Source organism: Hoeflea sp. BAL378, assembly GCF_000759435.1.
GTDB lineage: Bacteria > Pseudomonadota > Alphaproteobacteria > Rhizobiales > Rhizobiaceae > Hoeflea.
In genome coordinates this window covers 1-19,909 of sequence record NZ_JRJG01000112.1, presented here as the reverse complement: position 1 = coordinate 19,909, position 19,909 = coordinate 1, and the positions used below count along the sequence as shown (strand labels likewise).

The following is a 19,909-nucleotide window of genomic DNA, read 5'->3' as shown; positions in this document are numbered from 1 at the left end:
AGCGGCGCCGACCACTTCGCGCTTGCCTTTTTCGTGCAGCGCCGGGCTGCCCACGACCTCGCCGACGAGCTGTTTAAAATAGCCGCCAAGCCGCGTTGTGAATGAGGTCATCCCAGGCTCTCCTTTGATATCCCGCAAATCCGTTCAATCCGCGGCGTGCGCAAAAGTTCCTCTTTGGCGGCGGCGCGGGGCTTCCCAATCCGCTCCGGAGACCAAGGAACCTTCATGCCGTTGAAGGGTTGACGGGGGATCGGATCGCGTGGGGCTCTGCCCGGCGCGATCACGGAGGGAGCCCCTGCCTGACACTCAGGTGCCCCGGGTCAGTTCGATCTCGGCCACCACGGGAAGATGGTCCGAGGCCATGCGAGACAGCGGAGTTGAAACCACATGGGCGTTCACGGCAGTCATGTCCCCCGCCAGGAAAATATGATCGAGCCGCAGCATCGGGTAGCGCGAGGGAAACGTCGCTCTCGGCCGCTGCTGCGCCAGGCCCCAGGCGTCGTCCATGGCGCGGGCGAGCTGCCTGTATCCCGGCGAGGCGGGAATGGCGTTGAAATCGCCCATCAGGATCCGGTTGCCGTCGCGGCAGTCCGGATGGCCGAGCCAGGCGCTCGAGAGCAACGCGGCGACCTGCGCCATGCGCTCGCGCCGCCGCAATCCCAGATGCGTGTTGAAGACGTGGACGGGCGTGCCGTCGACCAGGATCTCGGTCCAGGCCGCGCCGCGCGGTTCGCCGATCGAGGGCAGGCCGCCCACCTTGCAGGTGCGCATCGGCAGCGCGGTGAGGATCGCGTCGCCATACTTCTCCTCCGCCCTGTGAAAGGCGGGATGGAACAGCGCCTTCATCTTGAGGAACGAGGCGATGGCATCGACCTGATCGACCGCGCCGGTGCGCTGCCGCCCGACATCGAGCTCCTGCAGGCCGACAATATCCGCGTCGCAGCCGGCGATCACCTCGGCGATGCGGGCAGGGTCGAGCCTGCGGTCCGTGCCCACGCAGCTATGGACGTTGTAGGTCAGCACCCGGAGTGTCTTGCGTTGCATGTCGATCCTTCCTGTCGTGACGTTTGCAGGGAGGCAACTCGCCGCGGGCGCCTTTCGTTCCGCCGGGCCGGCCCGGCGCGGAGAACCATCCAGTGAAAATCAGCACCCTCTTGACCCGCGCCGTCACGCTCGTCGCCGTCGTCGGCGGCGGCTATCTGCTCTACCGCAATCTGAGCCGCTACAGCTTTGACGAGCTGATGCAGTCGATCTACGCGATCCCGCTCGGCGACGGGCTGATCGCCTTCGGCTTCGTCATTCTGTCCTATCTCTCGCTCGCCGGGTTTGACGGCACCGGCCTTGCCTATGTCGGCAAGCGCATCGCCGCGCCGAAGGTGATGCTCACCTCGTTCACCGCGCTGTCGATCGGCCACAATGTCGGAGTCTCGCTCCTGAGCAGTGCTGCGGTCCGCTATCGCTTTTACTCGCGCTGGGGCCTGAGCGCGGTCGAGGTCGGTCAGGTCGTGGTGTTCTGCGGCTTCACCGTGGCGCTGGGCATCACGACCCTTGCCGGCGTGACCCTGCTGGCGCCGTTCGGCGAGACCCGCGCCCTGGATTTCCTCGGCCCCATTGCCGCCAAGGCGGTGGCCGCGGCGATCCTCCTGTTCCCGGTCTCCTATGTGCTCGCCGCCCGCTTCCTGCCCCGCCGGGTGCACTTCTGGAAATGGGACGTGCGGGTTCCGGACTGGCGGCTGGCCCTGGCGCAGGTCGTCATCGGCACGATGAACTTCACCTTCGTCGCCGCCAGTCTCTACTTCCTTCTGAGGCACGGCATCGATGTCAGCTTCATCGATGTCGCCGGCGGCTATGCCGTCGCCAACATGCTGGCGATCATCAGCCATGTTCCGGGCGGGCTGGGGGTGCTGGAGGCAGGGCTCGTCTACGCGCTGCCGGGCGACGTGCCGTTCGGCGTTCTGATCGCCTTCCGGATCCTCTATTTCTTCATTCCGCTCCTGCTCGGCCTGCCGCTCTTCCTCTTGAGCGAAGCCTTGAACCTGCGCCGCTCAGGCGGCGACGGCGATTCTCACAGGAAGAACGAGGAGGTCAGCCGCCGGAGCCGTCGCACCAGCGAACCCGGCCAGGCGCCCAGCCGCTGAAGCGGCCAGTAGGGCATTCTCGGATCGATGATCGCCGTGCCGATCGAGGCGAGCAGATCGTACCGGACCGGTTTGCCTTCCAACGGGCGGAGCCCGCGGCCGCCGACATTGAGCGCGTCGAGCGCGGCGACGACGGAACCGTGAAGCTCGATCTGGCGGGCGAGCTCTTCCTTCTCGGCGCCGAGGTGTTCGGACAGCAGGTCATTGCGCAGGTCGAGGATCGCCGCGCGGCAGGCGTCGTCCTGGGCTTCGATCGCCAGGTCGCATTCGGTGTCGAGCCCCTCTGAGCGGTTGTTGAGGTTGGAGGAGCCAACCCGGACGAAACGGTCGTCGACGATCACCACCTTGGCATGGATGAGGATCTCTCCCTCGCTGCCGTCCTCGGCCGGAACCACGGCATAGGTGGCGCGCAGGCGGTTGTGCCGGTCGGCGCGCCTGAGCCGACGCACGCAGCGCGCCATGCCTTCGCCCATCGCCAGTTGCTCGAGCGCCCCGCGCGCCTCCTGCGGCGCGACGATGATCACTTCCGGTCCCGAGCGCTGCTTGAGCTTGGCGGCAAGCCGGCGCGCGACGCGGGGGGAGGCGAGATACTGGGCCTCGATATAGATGCAGTCTCTCGCCCGGGCGATCGCGTCGCAGGTCAGCCGCACCGCCTCGGTCCGGCGCGTGCTGCCGTTCACGCCGGGCTGGGTGAGCGCGATGCTGACCTCGCAGTTCTCGATATGCGGTTCGGGGCCGCTAGGCCAGCTATGCGAGACCGCGCCATGGGCGGGGACGGCGTCGCCGGTGGCCTGCTTCCAGCGCCAGCGCGCCACATTCGCAAGCGCCGCCGCCGCCTGGCCCGAGACGAGGGCCTGCACATCGTGCACCGGCGGATAGGGCTCGCCCTCCGGCGTGACGCGCAACGGATTGTCGGGAAGATGGCTGCGGTCGTCCCACCGCTTCGCCGTCAGGTCCATGCCGCCGGCAAAGCCGAGGCTCTCGTCGGCCACGACGATCTTCTGGTGGTGGGAGGCGCGAACCGGGTGGGCGAGGTCGAACTCGAGATGGATGCGCGGATGGTCTTCCCAGTCCATGCTCTGGAAGAAGCGCAGCGTGCGGCCCGAGTAGATCGGCCCTTCGCCCCAGATCAGGATGCGGATCTCGAGCGCGTCATTGTCGTCGACAAGGCTCCGCAGGAAGGATCCGAGCGGGCAGGCGGGGCCGTCCCCGCCCTGGTTGAGATCGATATAGGGGTTGAAGTCCCAGCCGACGATCCAGATGGAGCGCCGCGCCTTTTTCAGCACCGGCTGGATCTGCCTGAAATAGGCGTCCGCGTCTATCAGGAACAGGACCTTGTCGGCGGGATGGGTTTCCCAGACATTGCGCCCGGGCTGGATGATGGCCTTCTCGGCATTTCTGGCTCTCACTGACGCCTCCGCTGACGCATCAAAAAACGCCGACCTCCTTCAAGCAGAACCGGCCTTCGTGACGCATTCCCCCTGCCTGCGATCGCCATGATCGTCTTCGCAGTCCCGGTGAAAACCATCAGGCGGCAATTAAGTTCCCTTGTGCCCGCGTGCGGCGGCAACAACTCAACGCTGCGGCGTCCGTCAGGCTGGCCGTCGTCAGACCACCTCGGCCCGCTCGCCGCCGAAGGTGGACCCCAATCGCCGGTGCGCCTCGAAGACCGAGTCCGGCAACAGGGTGGGGACGTTGCGCGGCAGTATTTTGAACAGCGCGTCGATCCGCTGCCGCGAGGGCGCCAGCACGTCCCGCTCGTAGCTGTCCTGCTGCCCCGCCTTGAGGATTTCCTCCGCGAAGCCCAGCACCTTGCGCGTGTCGGTCCAGTGCGAGCACAGCATGATCAGGTCATGCCCGGCCGCAAGGATGTCGGGCGCCACGGCCGGGGACGGCAGATAGCTGTCCATCGCATGCATGCCGACGTCATCCGTCACCACGACGCCCTGGTATCCCATCTCGGCGCGGAGGTAATCCCTGACGGCCCTGGCCGACAGCGTGACCGGCCGCTCGCCGTCCAGCGCCGGCACCATCAGGTGCGAGGTCATGATCATCGGGATATCGGCGGCGATCGCCGCGGCAAAGGGCAGGAGCTCGCGCCCCTTGAGCGTTGCGAGATCCGCCTGCGCGCTGGGCAGCGTGTAGTGCGAATCCTCGGTCGTGTCGCCATGGCCGGGAAAGTGCTTCGCGCAGGCGAGAACATGCTCGCTCTGCTGCCCCAGGGCAAAGGCGATGGCCGCTTCGCTGACCTCCTGCGGGGAGGTTCCGAACGCCCTCGCGCCGATCACCGGATTGGCCGGGTTCGAATTGATGTCGACGACCGGCGCATAATTGAGGTTGAATCCCAGCGACGCCAGCTCCCGCCCCATTGCGCGGCCGACGGCGCCCGCATTCTCGCGCCAGTTCGCCGCGTATTCAAACCGCGTGACCGGCGAGGGGGGACGGACAACGCGCCCGCCCTCGTGATCGATAGACAGGATGAAATTGTCCCGCCCCAGGCGCGCGCCGATCTCGCTGACCAGCTCGGTGAACTTGCCATGCCATTCGGGGTAGGGCGCCTGCTGATCGAAATTGTCCTTGTAGACGATCACCCCCGCGGGGCGCACGGTTTCGAGAAGCGCGCGGTCGACGTCGTGCAGCGTCACGCCCGGTCGCAGGCCGAGCAGAAAATGGTGGCCCGCATCGGACAGTGTGAGATTTTCTTGCATCGCCGGTTCCGCTCTCGTGGTCAGGGTCGTTTCCATAGGATTGCACACAACGAGCGCAAACTGGAGTGGGGCTTGCCATCGGGGTTTTTCGGCCCTTTTAGGGGGCGCGCGGGTCCGGATCGCGGCGCTCAGGCCCGCCGCAGCAGCCAGACGAAGAACACGCCGCCGACGAGCCCGGTAACGATGCCGATCGGCATGTCCTCGGGCGCCATGACGGTGCGCGCGGCGATATCGGCCCACAGCAGGAAGATCGCGCCCAGCACCATCGATGCCGGCAGCACCCTCCGGTAGTCGCCCCCGCAGACCATCCGCACGATGTGGGGAACCATCAGGCCGACAAAGCCGATGATGCCGGAAAAGGCGACTATAACCCCGGTGATCAGCGCGCCGACGACGAAAACCTGAAGCCGGAACCGCCGCACGTCGATGCCGAGCGTGGTGGCGGTCTCGTCGCCCACGGTCATGGCGTTGAGATCCCCCGCCCGCCAGCGCAGCCACGCCGCGCAGGTCGCCAGAACGACCAGCGGCCAGCCGAGCTGCGACCATTGCGCCAGCCCCAGCCCGCCCAGCATCCAGAACACCACCGTGTGGGTCGCCTTCGGGTCGCCCAGAAAGATCAGCATGTTGGCGAGCGCCATGATGATGAAGGACACCGCCACCCCCGCCAGCACCAGCCGGTCGGCGCTGGTGGAGTGGGTCACGCGGGCGACGCCGAGCACGGCCATGGTGGCCACGAGCGCGCCGGCGAAGGCGAGCAGCGGCACGGTGAGGAGGCCCAGGAACAGGCCGGTGTGCAGCAGCGCGAGAATGGCGCCGAAAGCCCCGCCCGAGGAAATCCCCAGGAGATGCGGGTCGGCGAGCGGATTGCGGGTGACCGACTGCAGGCTCGCCCCCACCAGCGCCAGCCCGGCCCCCACCATGACGGCGAGCAGCGCCCGGGGAAAGCGGAGCTCCCACACGATCGCCTCGCGACCGGCCGACCATGTCGCCTCCACCGATCCCGGCCACAGCCTGTTGGCGAGCACGCCCCAGACGGTCGACCATTCCACCGCGATGGCGCCGACCGATACCGCGACCGTCAGCGACAAGACCAGGGCGATGAAGCTCGACACCAGGAACAGCGCCCGCCCGGTCGCGGAGGGGACCGGGCGGGCTGGTCTGCCGCTGGTGTGGGCCGCGGGTCTCACCTCAGTTCGGCCAGAAGGCGGCGGCGAGCTTCTTGATCGCGCGGATGTTGCGCGGCCCGGGCGTGGCCTCCACATAGTCGAGCACGACGAAACGGTCGTTCCTGACCGCGTCGATGGCGGCGAAGGCCGGATTGGACTTCATGAAGCCGATCTTCTGTTCGGCGGTGACGTCGCCGTAATTGACGATGACGATCACCTCGGGGTCGCGCTCGACGACGGCTTCCCAGTTGACCGTGGCCCAGCTCTTCTCGAAATCGTCCATGATGTTGATGCCGCCTGCGGCCTCGATCAGCGCCGTGGGCATGGCGTAGCGGCCGGCCGTAAAGGGCGCGTCCTCGCCCGAATCGTAGACGAACACCCTGAGCGGTGCGTCGCCTGTCTTCACCGTCGCCGCGAACGCCGCGAGCTCGGCCTTGTAGCCCGCAACCAGCGCCTGCGCGGTGTCCTCGATGGCGAAGATGCGGCCGAGATTGAGCAGGTCATCATACATGTCCTCCATCGAGACCTTGTCCTTGGGTCCGATATGGATGCAGCTTTCGGTGAGTTCGTAGACCTTGACGCCGAACGGCTCGAGGGTTTCCGGCGTCACGTCGCCGCCCACCTTCATGCCGTAGTTCCAGCCGGCGAAGAAGAAGTCCGCGTCCGCGCCGACGATCACTTCCCTTGTGGGGTATTTTTCGGACAGTTCCTTCAGTTCCTTGACGCCCGCCCGCATCTCCTCATCCAGCGTCTTCCAGCCGGAGATCCCGGTGTAGCCCACCATGCGGTCGGCGAGACCCAGGACCAGCATCATTTCGGTGAGGTTGACGTCGTTGGAAATGGCGGCCTTCGGCGGCGCGTCGAAGCTGACGCTGCGGTTGCAGCTCTTGACGGTCGTGCCCGCAAGGGCGGAAGCGGCCAGAAAGGCCAGGCCGAGAAGGGCGAGCAAAGGTGTTTTCATGGCAATGATCCTCATGCGGGAAGTTGATAGGTGAAATGGGCAGTCTCGCTCGGTGTCAGCCGTTCGCGCCGGGCGAGCACCCCGAAGGCGCGCGAGACGGTGTCGTCGGCAAGCACGTCGTCGGGCGTGCCGAACCCCATGGCCTGGCCCTGTTCCAGGAGCAGGATGTCGTCGCAGACCGCCGTCGCCAGGTTGAGATCATGCAGGCTGGTGATGATCGTCATGTCGAGGTCGCTGATCAGGCGGATCACCTCGAGCTGATGGCGGATGTCGAGATGGTTGGTCGGCTCGTCGAGGACCAGCAGCGCCGGCTCCTGCGCCAACGCCCGCGCCACCATAACCCGCTGCCGTTCTCCGCCCGACAGCGAGCCGAAAGGCCGCTCTGCGAACCGGTCGAGATCGAGCCTGTCGAGCACGGCCGAGACCACCGCCGCGTCACGGGCGTCGCTGCGCACAAATCCGCCGCGATGCGGAAGCCGTCCGAGATCGACGATCTCGCGCACCGTCAGTGCGAAGTCGGTCGGCTGTTCCTGCAGCACCGCGGCGATCTTGAGCGCCACGTCGCGGGCGCGCAGGGTCCAGATGTCTTCCCCGTCGATCAGCACCGCGCCGGTGGTCGGCCGCAAATAGCGGTAGACGAGGCGAAGGAAGGTGGATTTGCCCGCGCCGTTGGGTCCCACCACGCCGAGCACCCGGCCCGCGGGGAGGTCGAGCGTCACCGGCTGAAGGATCACCGGACCCCGCGGCGCCCGCCAGGACGCGGATGCAAAAGCCAGGCTGGCCGCGCTCACTGGACCGCTCCCTCGGCCTGCTCGAGAACCAGGACCGCGGCCGGGACGCGGGCAAGCGTCGCGTGCCCGAGCTTGCCCGGGCGCTGGCTTGCCGGGCACCAGCCGTCGTCGAGACTGGCATAGTGCCTGGCAAAGCGGATCAGGTCGTCGATGTCGTCCGCCGGATCGATGTCACCGAACAGGTAGGTGGCCTTGTCGGTCGCATGATAGGCAACCGTGCAGGGCCGGTCGCAGCCCGCCATGCAGGCCACGCCGGAAATCTCGAACGGCAAGCCCGTCGCCTCGCCGGCCTTGTCGATCGCCTCGCGCAGGCGTGCTATCAGGTCAAGGCCCGGCCGGCAGTCGCTGCCGGTGTGGCGGCAGGCGATGCAGACGGTTATGCGGTGGGAGGACGGTGGCTTGGTCGGGTGTCTGACAGGCATTGCGGCCTCCGCACGAAGGTGCGGGGGCCGAAGCGATCATTGACGTTGCTGTGCCCGGAATGCCGGCTGCTCATGACAATTCTCCCTTTCCGGACACCCCGCCCGGGTTGAGTTACGATGGTCATGGCAGGTCTCCTGACTTGCGGGTCCTTGCTCTCTCAAACCTTCCCGGCGGTCATCGCGCCAGTGGCATCTCTTGAGGAAGCTCGCCGCTCACAGTTGCGGGGGCAGTCACGGGTTCGGCGCCTCTTGGCTACACCTCACCGTGTTCCCTTTTAATCCGCCTTTCCTTCGAGTCGGGCGGAACCATGCCATGAGACTAGATCTCCGTTCCGGCCGCGTCAATCGCCCGGCCGGCCGGTTTCAAGTTGGCGCGGCGTCCTCGACGAAGGGCTGGAAGAAACCGGGAAACAGCAGCGAGGCATGGCAGGCGGTGCCCGCCTGGGCGCCGTCGGCCAGGGCGAAATTGATGTTGGGCGCCGGTCGGGCGACATCGCCGGCGGCGAAGACCCCGGCAAGGCTGGTCTGGGCCATCGGACCGACCCGGACGAAGGGGCCCATCGGCCCTTCGGCCAGCGTGACGCCAAGCTGCCCGGCGGGCGTCTGGGCGAGCGAGGTCTTCGGGCCGAGGAACAGCGCGGCGTGGCGCTCGATCGCCCCGCCGCCGAGCTGCAGGTCGATGCCGTCCCCGACCTCCTTGACTGCTTCCAGACCGCGGCGGTCGACCCGAACGCCGGCCTGCTCGAGCGCCTCCCGGTCAAACCCCTCCATGCCTGCCGTGAGCAGCGTGACCCGTTCGCTCCAGTCCGCCCGCAGCATCAGCGCCTGGTGGGCGCTCATCGGATGGGAGGCGAGCACCACAAGCGAGCCGCCCTTCACCTCGTAGCCATGGCAATAGGGACAGTGCAGCACCCGTCTCCCCCAGGCCGCGGCAAGGCCGGGAATATCCGGCAGGATGTCGCGCACGCCATGCGCCAGGATGATGCGGCGCGCCTCGATGTGCCCGTGGTCGTCCAGCATCAGCCGGAAGCCGTCGAGGCTGCCGCTCACGCCGGTCACAGCGCTGGTGCGCAGGCTCACGGTGGGGTAGGGCTCAAGGTCGGCGCGGAACCGCGCGAGAATCTCGGCCGGCGGGACGCCATCCCATCCGGCCACGCCATGGGCGCCCGGCGAGGTGCGGTTGCGCGGAGCCCCGGCGTCGATCACCACCACCGACCTACTCGCCCGCCCGAGCTGCAGCGCCGCGGTGAGTCCGGCGAAGCTGCCGCCTATGATCGCCACATCCATCATCGCGGCATCCCCGCACAACGGTCGATCTGCCGAAGAAGGCCGCGCGGATGCGGCCCGAACGGGATGGCCGGGCAGGGCCCGGACCGGAGACAGAAGTCACAAGTAAGCATATGTTATACCATCACTTCACGAGGGAGAAAAAACGGGCGGCCCAAGCCGCCCGCGGCGAAGAATTGTCCGTCAGCCGGCGTCCGTCAGGCAGGTGCTGATCGAGGTCGCCATGCTGCGGATCACCTGGAAATAGAGTTCCGGCCCGGCATCGAGCCCGGCGCCGAGCGGATCGATGGTTCCGGCCCTGGCATCGGTGCCCTCGATCACGGTCGACACCAGCTTCGGCTCGAATTGCGGTTCCGCGAACACGCAGGCGGCGCCGAGTTCCTGCACCCGCGCTCGGATCTCGGTGATCCGCTCGGCGCCGGGCAGGACTTCCGGCGACACAGTGATCGAGCCCGAGGCGGCGATGCCGAAGCGGTTCTCGAAATACTGGTAGGCGTCGTGGAAGACGATGAAGCCCTTGCCCTTGACCGGCTCGAGTTCGGCGGAGACCTCTGCGATCAGCGCATCGAGCCTGGCCGTCACGGCTTCCGCGTTGGCTTCATATCGGGCGGCCTTGTCGGGGTCGGCCTTCACCAGCGCTTCCTCGATCTCATGCACCATGGCCTTGGCGTTCACTGGGTCCAGCCAGAGATGGGCGTCGAAGGCGCCGTGACCATGCCCTTCATGTCCGGCGTCAGCCGTCTCTTCATTCGCATGATCATGGTCGGCCTCGGCCGTCTCTTCGTGAGCAGGGTCGTCATGGCCCGCTTCCTCGCCATGATCGTGCTTCTCGAAGGCGCCGCCCTCGCGGAAACCGAGCTTGACCAGGTCATGGGCGTCGATCAGTTCGATCGATGTGGCATTGGCGCCGATCGTCTCCAGCGGCTTCGCGAGGAAGGCTTCCAGCTCGTGCCCGACCCAGAAGACGAGATCGGCCTGCTCCAGCATCTCGGCCTGCGAGGGCTTGAGCGCATAGGTGTGCGGCGAGCCGGCGCCTTCGACGATCAGCCCGGGCTCGCCCACGCCTTCCATCACTGCCGCCACAAGCGAGTGGATCGGCTTGATGGACGCCACCACATGGATCTCGGCGCTGGCGGTGACGGCGGAGGACGCGAGCAATGTGGAAGCAAGAGAAATGGCCTTGAGGCGGTCCATGACGGTCTCCATATGGGATGTCGGTGTGTGACGTTATCTCATTACAAGATTGCGTAACTGTATAACGTGTGCGATAAGACTGCGCAACCCCCTTGTCACGATCCGCAGGAAGCCGTTCAGATCACTCATGCTGCACAAACCTGATTCTCTCGTCACGCTGGACACCGCCGGCATTCACCGCGCCGGCCGCTGGCTGGTGCGCGGCGTGAGCCTGGCCATCGAGCCGGGCGAGATCGTCACCCTGATCGGACCGAACGGCTCGGGAAAATCGACCACCGCCAAGATGGCGCTCGGCATCCTCAAGCCGGACGAGGGTTCCGTTGAGCGCCGTGCCGGCCTCAAGGTCGCCTATGTGCCACAGAAGCTCGCGGTGGACTGGACGCTGCCGCTGACGGTGCGCCGCTTCATGCGGCTGACCGGCCATGTCAGCGTGCAGGAGGCCGAGAGCGCCATGGAATCCACCGGCGTCAACCACCTGGCCGGCGCGGAGGTGCGCACGCTCTCGGGCGGCGAGTTCCAGCGGGTGATGCTGGCCCGCGCCGTTGCCCGCAAGCCCGACCTGCTGGTGCTCGACGAACCGGTCCAGGGCGTCGATTTTTCCGGCGAGATCGCGCTCTACGACCTGATCAAGCGGATCAGCGACCAGATGCACTGCGGCATCCTGCTGATTTCCCATGACCTGCATGTGGTCATGGCCGCGACCGACCGGGTGATCTGTTTGAACGGCCATGTCTGCTGCTCGGGCACGCCGACCGCGGTCGCCTCGAGCGCCGAATACAAGGCCCTGTTCGGCGCCCGCTCCGCCTCCACGCTCGCGGTCTACGAGCACCATCACGACCACACGCATCTGCCCGACGGCCGCGTCGAGCATGGCGACGGCTCGATCACCGATCATTGCCATCCCGAGGACGGCCATCATCATCACCATGGCAGCGAGGGCAGGTCCGATGCTTGACGACTTCTTCACCCGTGCCATCCTGGCGGGCATCGGCGTGGCGCTGGTGGCGGGTCCGCTCGGCTGTTTCATCGTCTGGCGCAGGCTCGCCTATTTCGGCGACACGCTGTCGCACGCGGCCCTGCTCGGCGTGGCGCTGGCCTTCCTGTTCGAGATCAACATCACGCTCGCCGTCTTCGCCGTCTCGGCCTGCGTCTCCATCGCGCTGCTTTTGCTGCAGAGGCAGGGAACGCTGTCGTCGGATGCGCTGCTGGGCCTGCTCTCCCATTCCGCGCTGGCGCTGGGCCTCGTCGCCCTCGCCTTCATGACCTGGATCCGCATGGACCTGATGGGCTTCCTGTTCGGCGACATCCTGGCGGTGTCGAAAATGGACATCGCCATCATCTGGCTGGGGGGCGCGGTGGTGCTCGCCATCCTCGCCGTCATCTGGCGGCCGCTGTTTGCCGCCACCATCAACCGCGAACTGGCGGAAGCCGAAGGCATGAACCCGGAGCGGGTCAACATCGTCTTCATGCTGCTGATGGCGGCGGTGATCGCCATTTCCATGAAGATCGTCGGCGTGCTGCTGATCACGGCGATGCTGATCATTCCGGCCGCCGCCGCGCGGCGGTTCTCGTCGAGCCCCGAGCAGATGGCGCTGCTGGCGGCGATCATCGGCGCCGCGTCGGTCGTGGGCGGCCTGTTCGGCTCGCTGGAATGGGACACCCCTGCCGGCCCCAGCATCGTGGTGGCGGCCTTGGCCCTGTTCGTCCTGTCGCTGACGCCCGTCTTTTCACGCCCTTCGCCCAAGCCTTTGGACACGGCGGAAGGTGCGACCGAACCCCGGAAAGGAGCCCGGCCATGAACGAACATGTTCACGACACAGCGGATCTGACCAAGAACCAGACCCTGGTGATGGGCGCGCTGACACGATCGAAAGGGCCGCTGAGCGCCTATACCATCCTCGATCAACTGCGCGACAACGGCTTCCGCGCGCCTTTGCAGGTCTACCGTGCGCTCGACAAGCTGGTGGAGTTCGGCCTGGTGCACCGGCTCGAAAGCCTCAACGCCTTCGTCGCCTGCCGCCATCCGGGCTGCGACGGCGACGACACCATCGCCTTCATGATCTGCGAGCGCTGCGGACAGGTCAATGAAATCACCGACACCGCGCTGGCCGCCCGGTTGAAGCAACTGGCGGGCGAAGCCAGCTTCGCGCTCAAGAAGACCACCATCGAGCTGCGCGGCCTCTGCCGCACCTGCCAGGCAGCCTGACGCCAGGGCCTTGCCCGAGCGGAATCGAGGCGGTGAATCCGCGCGCCTTTGCCCACCGCATCGTCCCGACCGGCCCGACGAAGGACGCCGCAAGGCTCCCGGACATCGCGGCGCTGCCGCGGAAGCTGCGCCGGCGCGGCGCTCGCGTCCCTTGATCCGTGTCACTGTGATCGGCGCCGTCCATGATAGGAAAGGGTTCATCGGTTGCCCGCAAGGTGGCAGAGGCAGGCGCGGCAGGCGCCGGTGATCGGCCGGTCGGCGGTTGCCCGGCGGACCCGTCGCGCGACGGCGGGAAGAGGGGAGCCCATGAAGATCGTGATGTTCACCAACACGTTCACGCCGCATGTGGGCGGGGTTGCGCGAAGCGTGAGCGAACTGGCCGAAGGGTTGCGCCGTGCAGGAGACGAGGTGCTGGTCGTCGCGCCGGATTTCGATCACATGCCCGACCATGAAGAGGGCGTCATCCGCGTCGCAGCGGTCCAGAACTTCGCGGGCAGCGACTTCTCGGTGCCGCTGCCGCTCAGTCTCAACCTCTCGAGCCTGATCGAGGACTTCAACCCCGACATCATCCACAGTCACCATCCGTTCCTTCTGGGCGACACCGCCTTGCGCGCCGCCAGTTCGCTCGACGTGCCGGTCGTCTTCACCCACCACACGCGCTATGAGCTCTACGGCCACTACGTGGCCCAGGATTCGGCGCTGCTGAAGCGTCTGGCGCTGAGCCTGTCGCTTGGCTATTGCGAAATGTGCGACGGCGTGATCGCGCCAAGCCAGAGCATCGCGAGCTTCCTTCAGGATCATCACGTCAGGGCGACGATCGCGGTCATCCCGACCGGCGTGATCACGGCCCAGTTCCGCAATGGGGCAGGGGCCCTGGCCCGACGGCGGCTGGCAATCCCCGACACGGCCGTCGTTGTCGGCCATGTCGGGCGATTGGCGCCGGAAAAGAACCTCGATTATCTTGCCTCTGCGCTGGCAATCTTCCTCAACCGGAACCCGGACGCCCATGGGCTCATCGTCGGTGACGGTCCGTCGCGGCCGGCGATGATGCAGATCTTTGCCTCGGCCGGCATTGGCGGGCGCGTGCATTTTACAGGGGTGCTGCGCGGCGCTGAACTTGCCGATGCCTATGCCGCGATGAATGTCTTTGCCTTCGCGTCCTTCTCCGAAACCCAAGGCCTCGTGCTGATCGAGGCGATGACGGCCGGCGTTCCCGTCGTCGCCCTGGATGCGCCCGGTGCGCGCGAAGTGGTGGCCAGCGGGCAAAACGGCCGGCTGCTCGCCGCGGATGCGGACGCGACCCTGATGGCGGCGGCGCTGAGCGACCTGACCGCGGCGCCCGCCAGAGCCTACAAGGCCCTGTGCGAGGGGGCCCGCGGCACGGCGGAGGCTTTCGCCATCGACAAGACCGTGGCCCGGACCCGCGATTTCTATCTGCAGACCCTGCGCAAGCGCAGCCCCGCCGGCGGCGGCTCGGGCGGCGTGTGGCTCCGCGCCAAGCGGGCGATCGCCCGCGAACTGGACATCGTCGGCAACATTGCCCATGCCGCATCGGAGTCGATGTTTCCCGAGTCCGACGAATCCGGAGACAAGGACTAGAAGGATGCATCCTTGGGGAGAGGCGCCTTCCGCGAAGCCTCGCCGTGAAGCGGCTGGCCTCGGCTCTTCGAGCCGGTCCCCGGCTTGAAAAAGAACTTGTCCCCACCGGCGTTGCCGGTCAGAATTGTTGCTGTCCTGCGGATGGCACCGGCACGAGGCGTGGTCCGGGCCAGAGGAGGGACCGAGCAGAGGAGGGCACGGGTATTCGGGCCTGGGGGACGGGGCCGGTGTCGCCGCCGGTGCGGGACGGCGGGAGAGGGCGCCACAAAACCCGCCGCGCGATTGATCAACATCAATGCCCATGGGGTCTGCCCCGCTAAGGTGCCCGGACGACTTGAAGGATCGCCGTCGAGGAGGGGCTGTCCGAGATTCAGGGTTTTACCGCCTCGCGTCATTGAAACGGACAATTTTGGGAGAAATCAACATGGCCATCCGTAACAAAGCTACCGGTTTGCTTGCCATCGCGGCAGGACTGTTTCTCGCCTCGGCGACGGTCGCATCGGCCTTCACCGCATGCCAGGTCACCGACACCGGCGGGATCGATGACAACAGCTTCAACCAGACAGCCTGGAAGGGTGTCCTGGACGCCAAGGAGAAGCTTGGCATCGAAGGCCGCTATCTGGAATCCCAGGCCGAGACCGATTACGAAGCCAACATCAATTCGCTGCTCGGCGGCAATTGCGACGTGATCATCACCGTGGGCTTCCTGCTGGGCGACGCCACCAAGAAGGCGGCGGAAGCCAATCCGGACCAGAAATTCTCCATCGTCGACTATGCCTATGATCCCGCGGTCCCCAACATTCTGGGCCAGGTCTATGCCACCGACGAGGCGGCCTTCCTGGCCGGCTATCTTGCCGCCGGCATGAGCAAGTCCGGCGTGCTGGGCGTCTTCGGCGGCATCAACATTCCGCCGGTGACCATCTTCATGGACGGCTTCCATGCCGGCGCCGCCTATTACAACGAGCAGAAGGGGGCCTCGGTCACCGTTCTGGGCTGGGATCCCAAGGCCCGCGAAGGGCTGTTCACCAACAATTTCGATTCGCTCGATGACGGCCGCGCCTTTGCCCAGAACCTCTACGACGAAGGCGCCGACATCGTCCTGCCGGTCGCCGGTCCCGTCGGCCTCGGCTCGGCGACGCTGGCCGCGGAACTGGGCACGGACAAGCTCAAGATCATCGGCGTCGACGCCGATCTCTACCTGACCGATCCGGAGCGCAAGCAGGTCTATCTCACCTCGGTCACCAAGCGCATGGACGCCACCGTGTTCGACGTGATCAAGCAGGCCATGGACGGCAAGTTCGAAGGCGGCATCCTGCTGGGATCGCTGGCCAATGGCGGCGTCGACCTGGCCCCGTTCCACGACATGGAGGATGCGGTTCCCGCGGAGCTGAAACAGGAGCTCGAGGCCATCCGCGCCGGCATCGTCGACGGATCGATCAAGGTCGCGCCGAAGTAATCCGCTCTGCTGAACGACCGGCGCAGGGGTGTCCCTGCGCCGCCAAGCGCCAGGGAGTGGGACATGGATGTTGAACTGCGCGGAATCACCAAGCGCTTCGGGCCGGTGGTGGCCAATTCGGGCGTCAACCTGACCATCCGCAGCGGCGAGGTGCTGGGGTTGCTGGGCGAAAACGGCGCCGGCAAATCGACCCTGATGAATGTGCTGTGCGGTCTCTACCGCCCCGACGAGGGCGAGATCCTGATCGACGGCAAGCCCGTGAGCTTCAACGGACCGGGCGACGCGATCGCCGCCGGCATCGGCATGGTGCATCAGCACTTCATGCTGGTGCCGGTCTTCACCGTGGCCGAAAACGTGGTGCTGGGCGTTGAGCCCACCGGCCGCCTGGATTTCCTCGATCTCGGCAAGGCCCGCGCCCAGGTGCTCGAGATCCGCAGGAAATACGGGCTCGAGGTCGACCCCGACGCGCTGATCGAGAACCTGCCGGTGGGCGTCCAGCAGCGGGTGGAGATCATCAAGGTGCTGTTCCGCTCGGCGGAAGTCCTGATCCTCGACGAGCCGACGGCGGTGCTCACGCCCCAGGAGGTCGAGGAGTTCTTCCAGATCGTCCGCTCCCTGCGCGATGCCGGCAAGGCGCTGGTGTTCATCACCCACAAGCTCAACGAAATCCTCGAGATCGCCGACCGGATCAGCGTGCTGCGCGGCGGCCGGATCGTCGGCGAGAGCGATCCCGCCACTGCGACGACGACCGACCTGGCCGAGATGATGGTCGGCCGTCCGGTGAGCTTCGACGTGGTCAAGGCGCCCTATCGGCCCGGCCCCGTGCTGATGGAGACGAGCGACCTAGTGGTGCTCAACGAGAACGGATCGACCGCCGTCGATCATGTCGACTTCGCGGTCAGGAGCGGCGAGATCGTCGGCATCGCCGGGGTGCAGGGCAATGGCCAGACCGCGCTGGTCGAGGCACTCACGGGCCTGCGCGAGGTGGCCGGCGGATCGATCCATTTCGCCGGCGCCGACATCACCCGCGCCTCGCCGCGGGAGCGCCACCGGATGGGCATCGCCCATATCCCCGAGGATCGCCAGCGCACCGGGATCATCCCGTCCTTCACCGTCGCCGAAAACATGGTGCTCGACACCTATTATGACGACCGGTTTTCCTCGGGCATGCAGATCCGCTGGGACAAGGTGCAGGAAACCGCGGCGCAAAATTCGGCCGAGTTCGACGTCCGTACGCCCTCCGTCTTCGCCGCCGCGGGGACGCTCTCGGGCGGCAACCAGCAGAAACTGGTGGTTGCCAGGGAAATGTCGCGCGACACCAGGTTCATGATCGCCGCGCAACCGACGCGGGGGCTGGACGTGGGCTCCATCGAATACATTCACCAGCGGCTCGTCGATGCGCGGGACGAGGGCGACGGGGTGCTGATCATCTCCTCCGAACTCGATGAGATCCTGGCGCTGTCCGATCGCATCCTGGTGATGTTCAAGGGCCGCGTGGTGGCCGAATTCGACGCCAGCAAGGGCCCGGTCGACAAGAATGCCGTCGGATTGGCGATGGCGGGAGCAGCGGCATGAGCGACAGCAAGACCGACATCGTCATCCAGAACCTGCTCAAGCGGGCGGCGCCCGGACGCGGCGAGTTCGAGGATCTCGTCATCGTGCCGCTGTTCGCGGTCGTCGCGGCGCTGGTGCTCGGGGCTTTGACGATGCTGGCCACCAGCGTCGAGCCCGCCACCATCGCCCGGTCCTACCTGGCGCTGCTGCAGGGGTCGGTCGGCTCGCTCAATGCGATCTCGGAAACGCTCACCGCGGCGATCCCGCTGATCCTGGCCGGGCTCGGGCTCGCGCTCGGCTTCCGCGCCGGGCTCTTCAACATCGGCGCCGAGGGCCAGATCCTGATGGGCGGGATGGCCGCGGTGATCACCGGCTTCAGCTTCCCCTTTCTGCCCGTCTACCTGTTGCTGCCCCTGTGCCTGCTCAGCGGCGCGCTGGTGGGGGCGTTCTATGCCGGGATCGCAGGCTGGCTACGCGCCGCCACCGGCGCGCATGAGGTGATTTCGACCATCATGCTCAATCTGATTTCCTACCGGCTGATCGACTACATGCTGCGGCTGCCCTTCGTGCAGCGCGAAGGCCGCTCCGATCCGATTTCCAAATCGGTGCCCGACCATGCCCAGTTGCCGGAACTGCTCGACTGGATCGACCCGAACCTGCGGCTGCATGCCGGGCTGTTCCTGGCGCTGGCCGCGGTCCTGTTCGTCTACTGGCTGCTGTTCAGGACAAAGATCGGCTTCGAGTTCCGGGCAAGCGGCGCGAGCCCCGACGCCGCCCGCTTCGCCGGCATGCGCTCGGGCCTGACCATTGTCCTGGCGATGGCCTCGGCCGGGGCGCTGGCGGGACTGGCCGGATCGGTGCAGGTGCTGGGCGTCCTCGAGCGGGTCACGCCCGGCTTCTCGGCCGGCATCGGCTTTGACGCCATTGCGGTGGCGCTGCTCGGCCGCTCCCATCCCTTCGGCGTGCTTCTGGCGGGCCTGCTGTTCGGCGCGCTTGAGGCCGGCGGCCGGCAGATGCAGGTCGATGCCGGGGTGAGCATCGATCTGATCGGCATCATCCAGGCCCTGATCATCGTCTTCATCGCCGCGCCGCTGCTGGTGCGCGCGCTGTTCCCCTGGGGCTTTCGAAAACCCGCAACGGCGAAAGGGAAATAGCGATCATGGCGATGACAAACCAGATCCCGGCGGGCGCCCAGGCGAGGCTCGATCCCGGCAAGCAGAAACAGGCAAGGATCACCGGCGGCGTGCTGATCGCGATGGCGATGCTGGTGGCGTGGGTTTTCGGCGCGGGCAGCGAAGGCAGCGCGGTGTTCCGGCTGTCGCGCGCCGATGACGCGCTGGTCCTGCCGGATCTGTCTGTTCCGGCCATGCAGTTCAATTTCATTGTCGCCGGCCTGCTCGCCTTCCTCGGCGCCCGCCAGTTCCTGCGCGGCGGCCTGCGCTGGTCGTCGCTGTCGCTCGGCATCGGCCTGGCGCTGGTGGTGGTGGCGTTCCTGGTCTGGGCGACCGCCGGAAAGGCGTTCTCGCTCACCGGCATGCTGCAGGCGACCATGGTGCGCGCGGTGCCGATCGCGCTCGGAGCGCTGGCCGGGGTGCTCTGCGAACGGGTGGCGGTCGTCAACATCGCCATCGAGGGCATGCTGCTGGCCGGCGCCTTCACCGGCGCGCTGGTGGGATCGATCCTCGGCGGCATCGCCGGCCTCACCGCCGCCGTCGCGGTGGGCGGGCTGTTCGGATTCTTCCTGGCGGCGCTGGTGGTCACCTACCGCATGGACCAGATCATCGCCGGGGTGGTGATCAACCTGTTCGTGCTCGGCCTCACCTCCTATGTGAGCAGCCAGGTGTTCCAGGAGTACCGAGCGCTCAACAACGCGCCGGTGTTCCGCGCCATCAAGATCCCGCTCCTGGGCGACATTCCCGTCCTCGGGCCGATGCTGTTCTACCAGAACATCTTCGTCTACGGCGCGCTGATCATGGTGGCCGTGTCGACCTATTACCTGTTCTACACCCGCAGCGGGTTGAGGGCCCGCGCTGTCGGCGAGCATCCGCGCGCCGCCGACACATTGGGCATCGACGTCTACCGCACCCGCTTCATCCATGTGACGCTGGGCGGCATGGTGGCCGGCTTCGGCGGCGCCTGGTTCACGCTGGGCTCGGTCGGCCGGTTCGACGAGAACATGACCGGCGGGCGCGGCTTCATCGGGCTTGCCGCGATGATCTTCGGCCGCTGGCATCCGGTCGGCGCGCTGATGGCGGCGCTGGTGTTCGGTTTCGCCGATTCGCTCCAGCAGAAACTGGCGCTGCTGCGCACGCCGATCCCGTCCGAATTCCTCGCCATGGCGCCCTACATCGCCACGATCATCGTCGTCGCCGGCTTCATCGGCCGGGCGCGGGCGCCGGCCGCCGATGGACAGCCCTACATCAAGGA

18 protein-coding genes and 1 riboswitch are annotated in these 19,909 nt (G+C 66.7%); of the genes, 9 read left to right on the top strand and 9 right to left on the bottom strand.

What is annotated here, in order from left to right:
- Positions 1-306 precede the first annotated feature (306 nt).
- A complete protein-coding gene (locus tag LL06_RS20370) occupies positions 307-1,044 on the bottom strand; it encodes an endonuclease/exonuclease/phosphatase family protein (RefSeq protein ID WP_035531069.1) in 738 nt (245 codons plus the stop codon).
- 92 nt (positions 1,045-1,136) lie between these two features.
- Here LL06_RS20370 and LL06_RS20365 point away from each other — a divergent pair, with 92 nt between their 5' ends.
- Positions 1,137-2,138 carry a lysylphosphatidylglycerol synthase domain-containing protein gene (locus tag LL06_RS20365; RefSeq protein WP_052161769.1) on the top strand — a complete coding sequence of 334 codons (1,002 nt, stop codon included), beginning with the start codon at positions 1,137-1,139 and terminating at the stop codon, positions 2,136-2,138.
- On the opposite strand, the gene LL06_RS20360 is transcribed toward LL06_RS20365, so the two are convergent.
- The 8 genes from LL06_RS20360 to znuA form a co-directional block, all read right to left on the bottom strand.
- The gene (locus LL06_RS20360) at positions 2,066-3,547 is read right to left on the bottom strand and encodes a phospholipase D-like domain-containing protein (protein ID WP_052161768.1); all 1,482 of its coding nucleotides are present in this window, start codon (positions 3,545-3,547) and stop codon (positions 2,066-2,068) included. The genes LL06_RS20365 and LL06_RS20360 overlap by 73 nt on opposite strands.
- 198 nt (positions 3,548-3,745) lie before the next feature.
- On the bottom strand, positions 3,746-4,846 hold the full coding sequence (locus LL06_RS20355; protein WP_035531067.1) for a glycoside hydrolase family 3 N-terminal domain-containing protein: 1,101 nt from the start codon (positions 4,844-4,846) through the stop codon (positions 3,746-3,748).
- A gap of 128 nt (positions 4,847-4,974) precedes the next feature.
- A complete protein-coding gene (locus tag LL06_RS20350; protein ID WP_052161770.1) occupies positions 4,975-5,967 on the bottom strand; it encodes an iron ABC transporter permease in 993 nt (330 codons plus the stop codon).
- Between the two features lie 67 nt (positions 5,968-6,034).
- Complete coding sequence (locus LL06_RS20345) at positions 6,035-6,973, bottom strand: ABC transporter substrate-binding protein (protein WP_035531062.1); 939 nt, start codon at positions 6,971-6,973, stop codon at positions 6,035-6,037.
- An 11-nt stretch (positions 6,974-6,984) separates the two neighbouring features.
- On the bottom strand, positions 6,985-7,764 hold the full coding sequence (locus LL06_RS20340) for an ABC transporter ATP-binding protein (RefSeq protein WP_035531059.1): 780 nt from the start codon (positions 7,762-7,764) through the stop codon (positions 6,985-6,987).
- A complete protein-coding gene (locus LL06_RS20335; protein WP_035531057.1) occupies positions 7,761-8,186 on the bottom strand; it encodes a DUF1636 domain-containing protein in 426 nt (141 codons plus the stop codon). The genes LL06_RS20340 and LL06_RS20335 overlap by 4 nt, the downstream gene beginning before the upstream one ends.
- A 107-nt stretch (positions 8,187-8,293) precedes the next feature.
- Positions 8,294-8,512, bottom strand: a riboswitch (cobalamin riboswitch).
- Between the two features lie 37 nt (positions 8,513-8,549).
- On the bottom strand, positions 8,550-9,476 hold the full coding sequence (locus LL06_RS20330) for an NAD(P)/FAD-dependent oxidoreductase (RefSeq protein WP_035531053.1): 927 nt from the start codon (positions 9,474-9,476) through the stop codon (positions 8,550-8,552).
- A 180-nt stretch (positions 9,477-9,656) separates the two neighbouring features.
- Complete coding sequence (gene znuA / locus LL06_RS20325) at positions 9,657-10,667, bottom strand: zinc ABC transporter substrate-binding protein ZnuA (RefSeq protein ID WP_035531075.1); 1,011 nt, start codon at positions 10,665-10,667, stop codon at positions 9,657-9,659.
- A gap of 127 nt (positions 10,668-10,794) precedes the next feature.
- Here znuA and LL06_RS20320 point away from each other — a divergent pair, with 127 nt between their 5' ends.
- The 8 genes from LL06_RS20320 to LL06_RS20285 form a co-directional block, all read left to right on the top strand.
- Complete coding sequence (locus LL06_RS20320) at positions 10,795-11,622, top strand: metal ABC transporter ATP-binding protein (RefSeq protein WP_035531051.1); 828 nt, start codon at positions 10,795-10,797, stop codon at positions 11,620-11,622.
- The gene (locus LL06_RS20315; protein WP_035531048.1) at positions 11,615-12,466 is read left to right on the top strand and encodes an iron chelate uptake ABC transporter family permease subunit; all 852 of its coding nucleotides are present in this window, start codon (positions 11,615-11,617) and stop codon (positions 12,464-12,466) included. Before LL06_RS20320 ends, LL06_RS20315 begins: the two co-directional genes overlap by 8 nt.
- A complete protein-coding gene (locus LL06_RS20310) occupies positions 12,463-12,873 on the top strand; it encodes a Fur family transcriptional regulator (RefSeq protein WP_035531046.1) in 411 nt (136 codons plus the stop codon). Before LL06_RS20315 ends, LL06_RS20310 begins: the two co-directional genes overlap by 4 nt.
- 306 nt (positions 12,874-13,179) lie before the next feature.
- Complete coding sequence (locus LL06_RS20305) at positions 13,180-14,472, top strand: glycosyltransferase (protein WP_035531043.1); 1,293 nt, start codon at positions 13,180-13,182, stop codon at positions 14,470-14,472.
- Positions 14,473-14,896: 424 nt separating this feature from the next.
- Positions 14,897-15,928: a BMP family ABC transporter substrate-binding protein gene (locus LL06_RS20300; protein WP_035531041.1), complete on the top strand. Its 1,032-nt coding sequence runs from the start codon at positions 14,897-14,899 to the stop codon at positions 15,926-15,928.
- Between the two features lie 63 nt (positions 15,929-15,991).
- Positions 15,992-17,503: an ABC transporter ATP-binding protein gene (locus LL06_RS20295; protein WP_035531038.1), complete on the top strand. Its 1,512-nt coding sequence runs from the start codon at positions 15,992-15,994 to the stop codon at positions 17,501-17,503.
- Positions 17,500-18,636, top strand: coding sequence for an ABC transporter permease (locus LL06_RS20290; protein WP_052161767.1), 1,137 nt, complete (start codon positions 17,500-17,502; stop codon positions 18,634-18,636). Before LL06_RS20295 ends, LL06_RS20290 begins: the two co-directional genes overlap by 4 nt.
- Positions 18,637-18,641: 5 nt before the next feature.
- On the top strand, positions 18,642-19,909 hold a 1,268-nt coding region (locus LL06_RS20285), incomplete at its 3' end, for an ABC transporter permease (protein ID WP_052161766.1).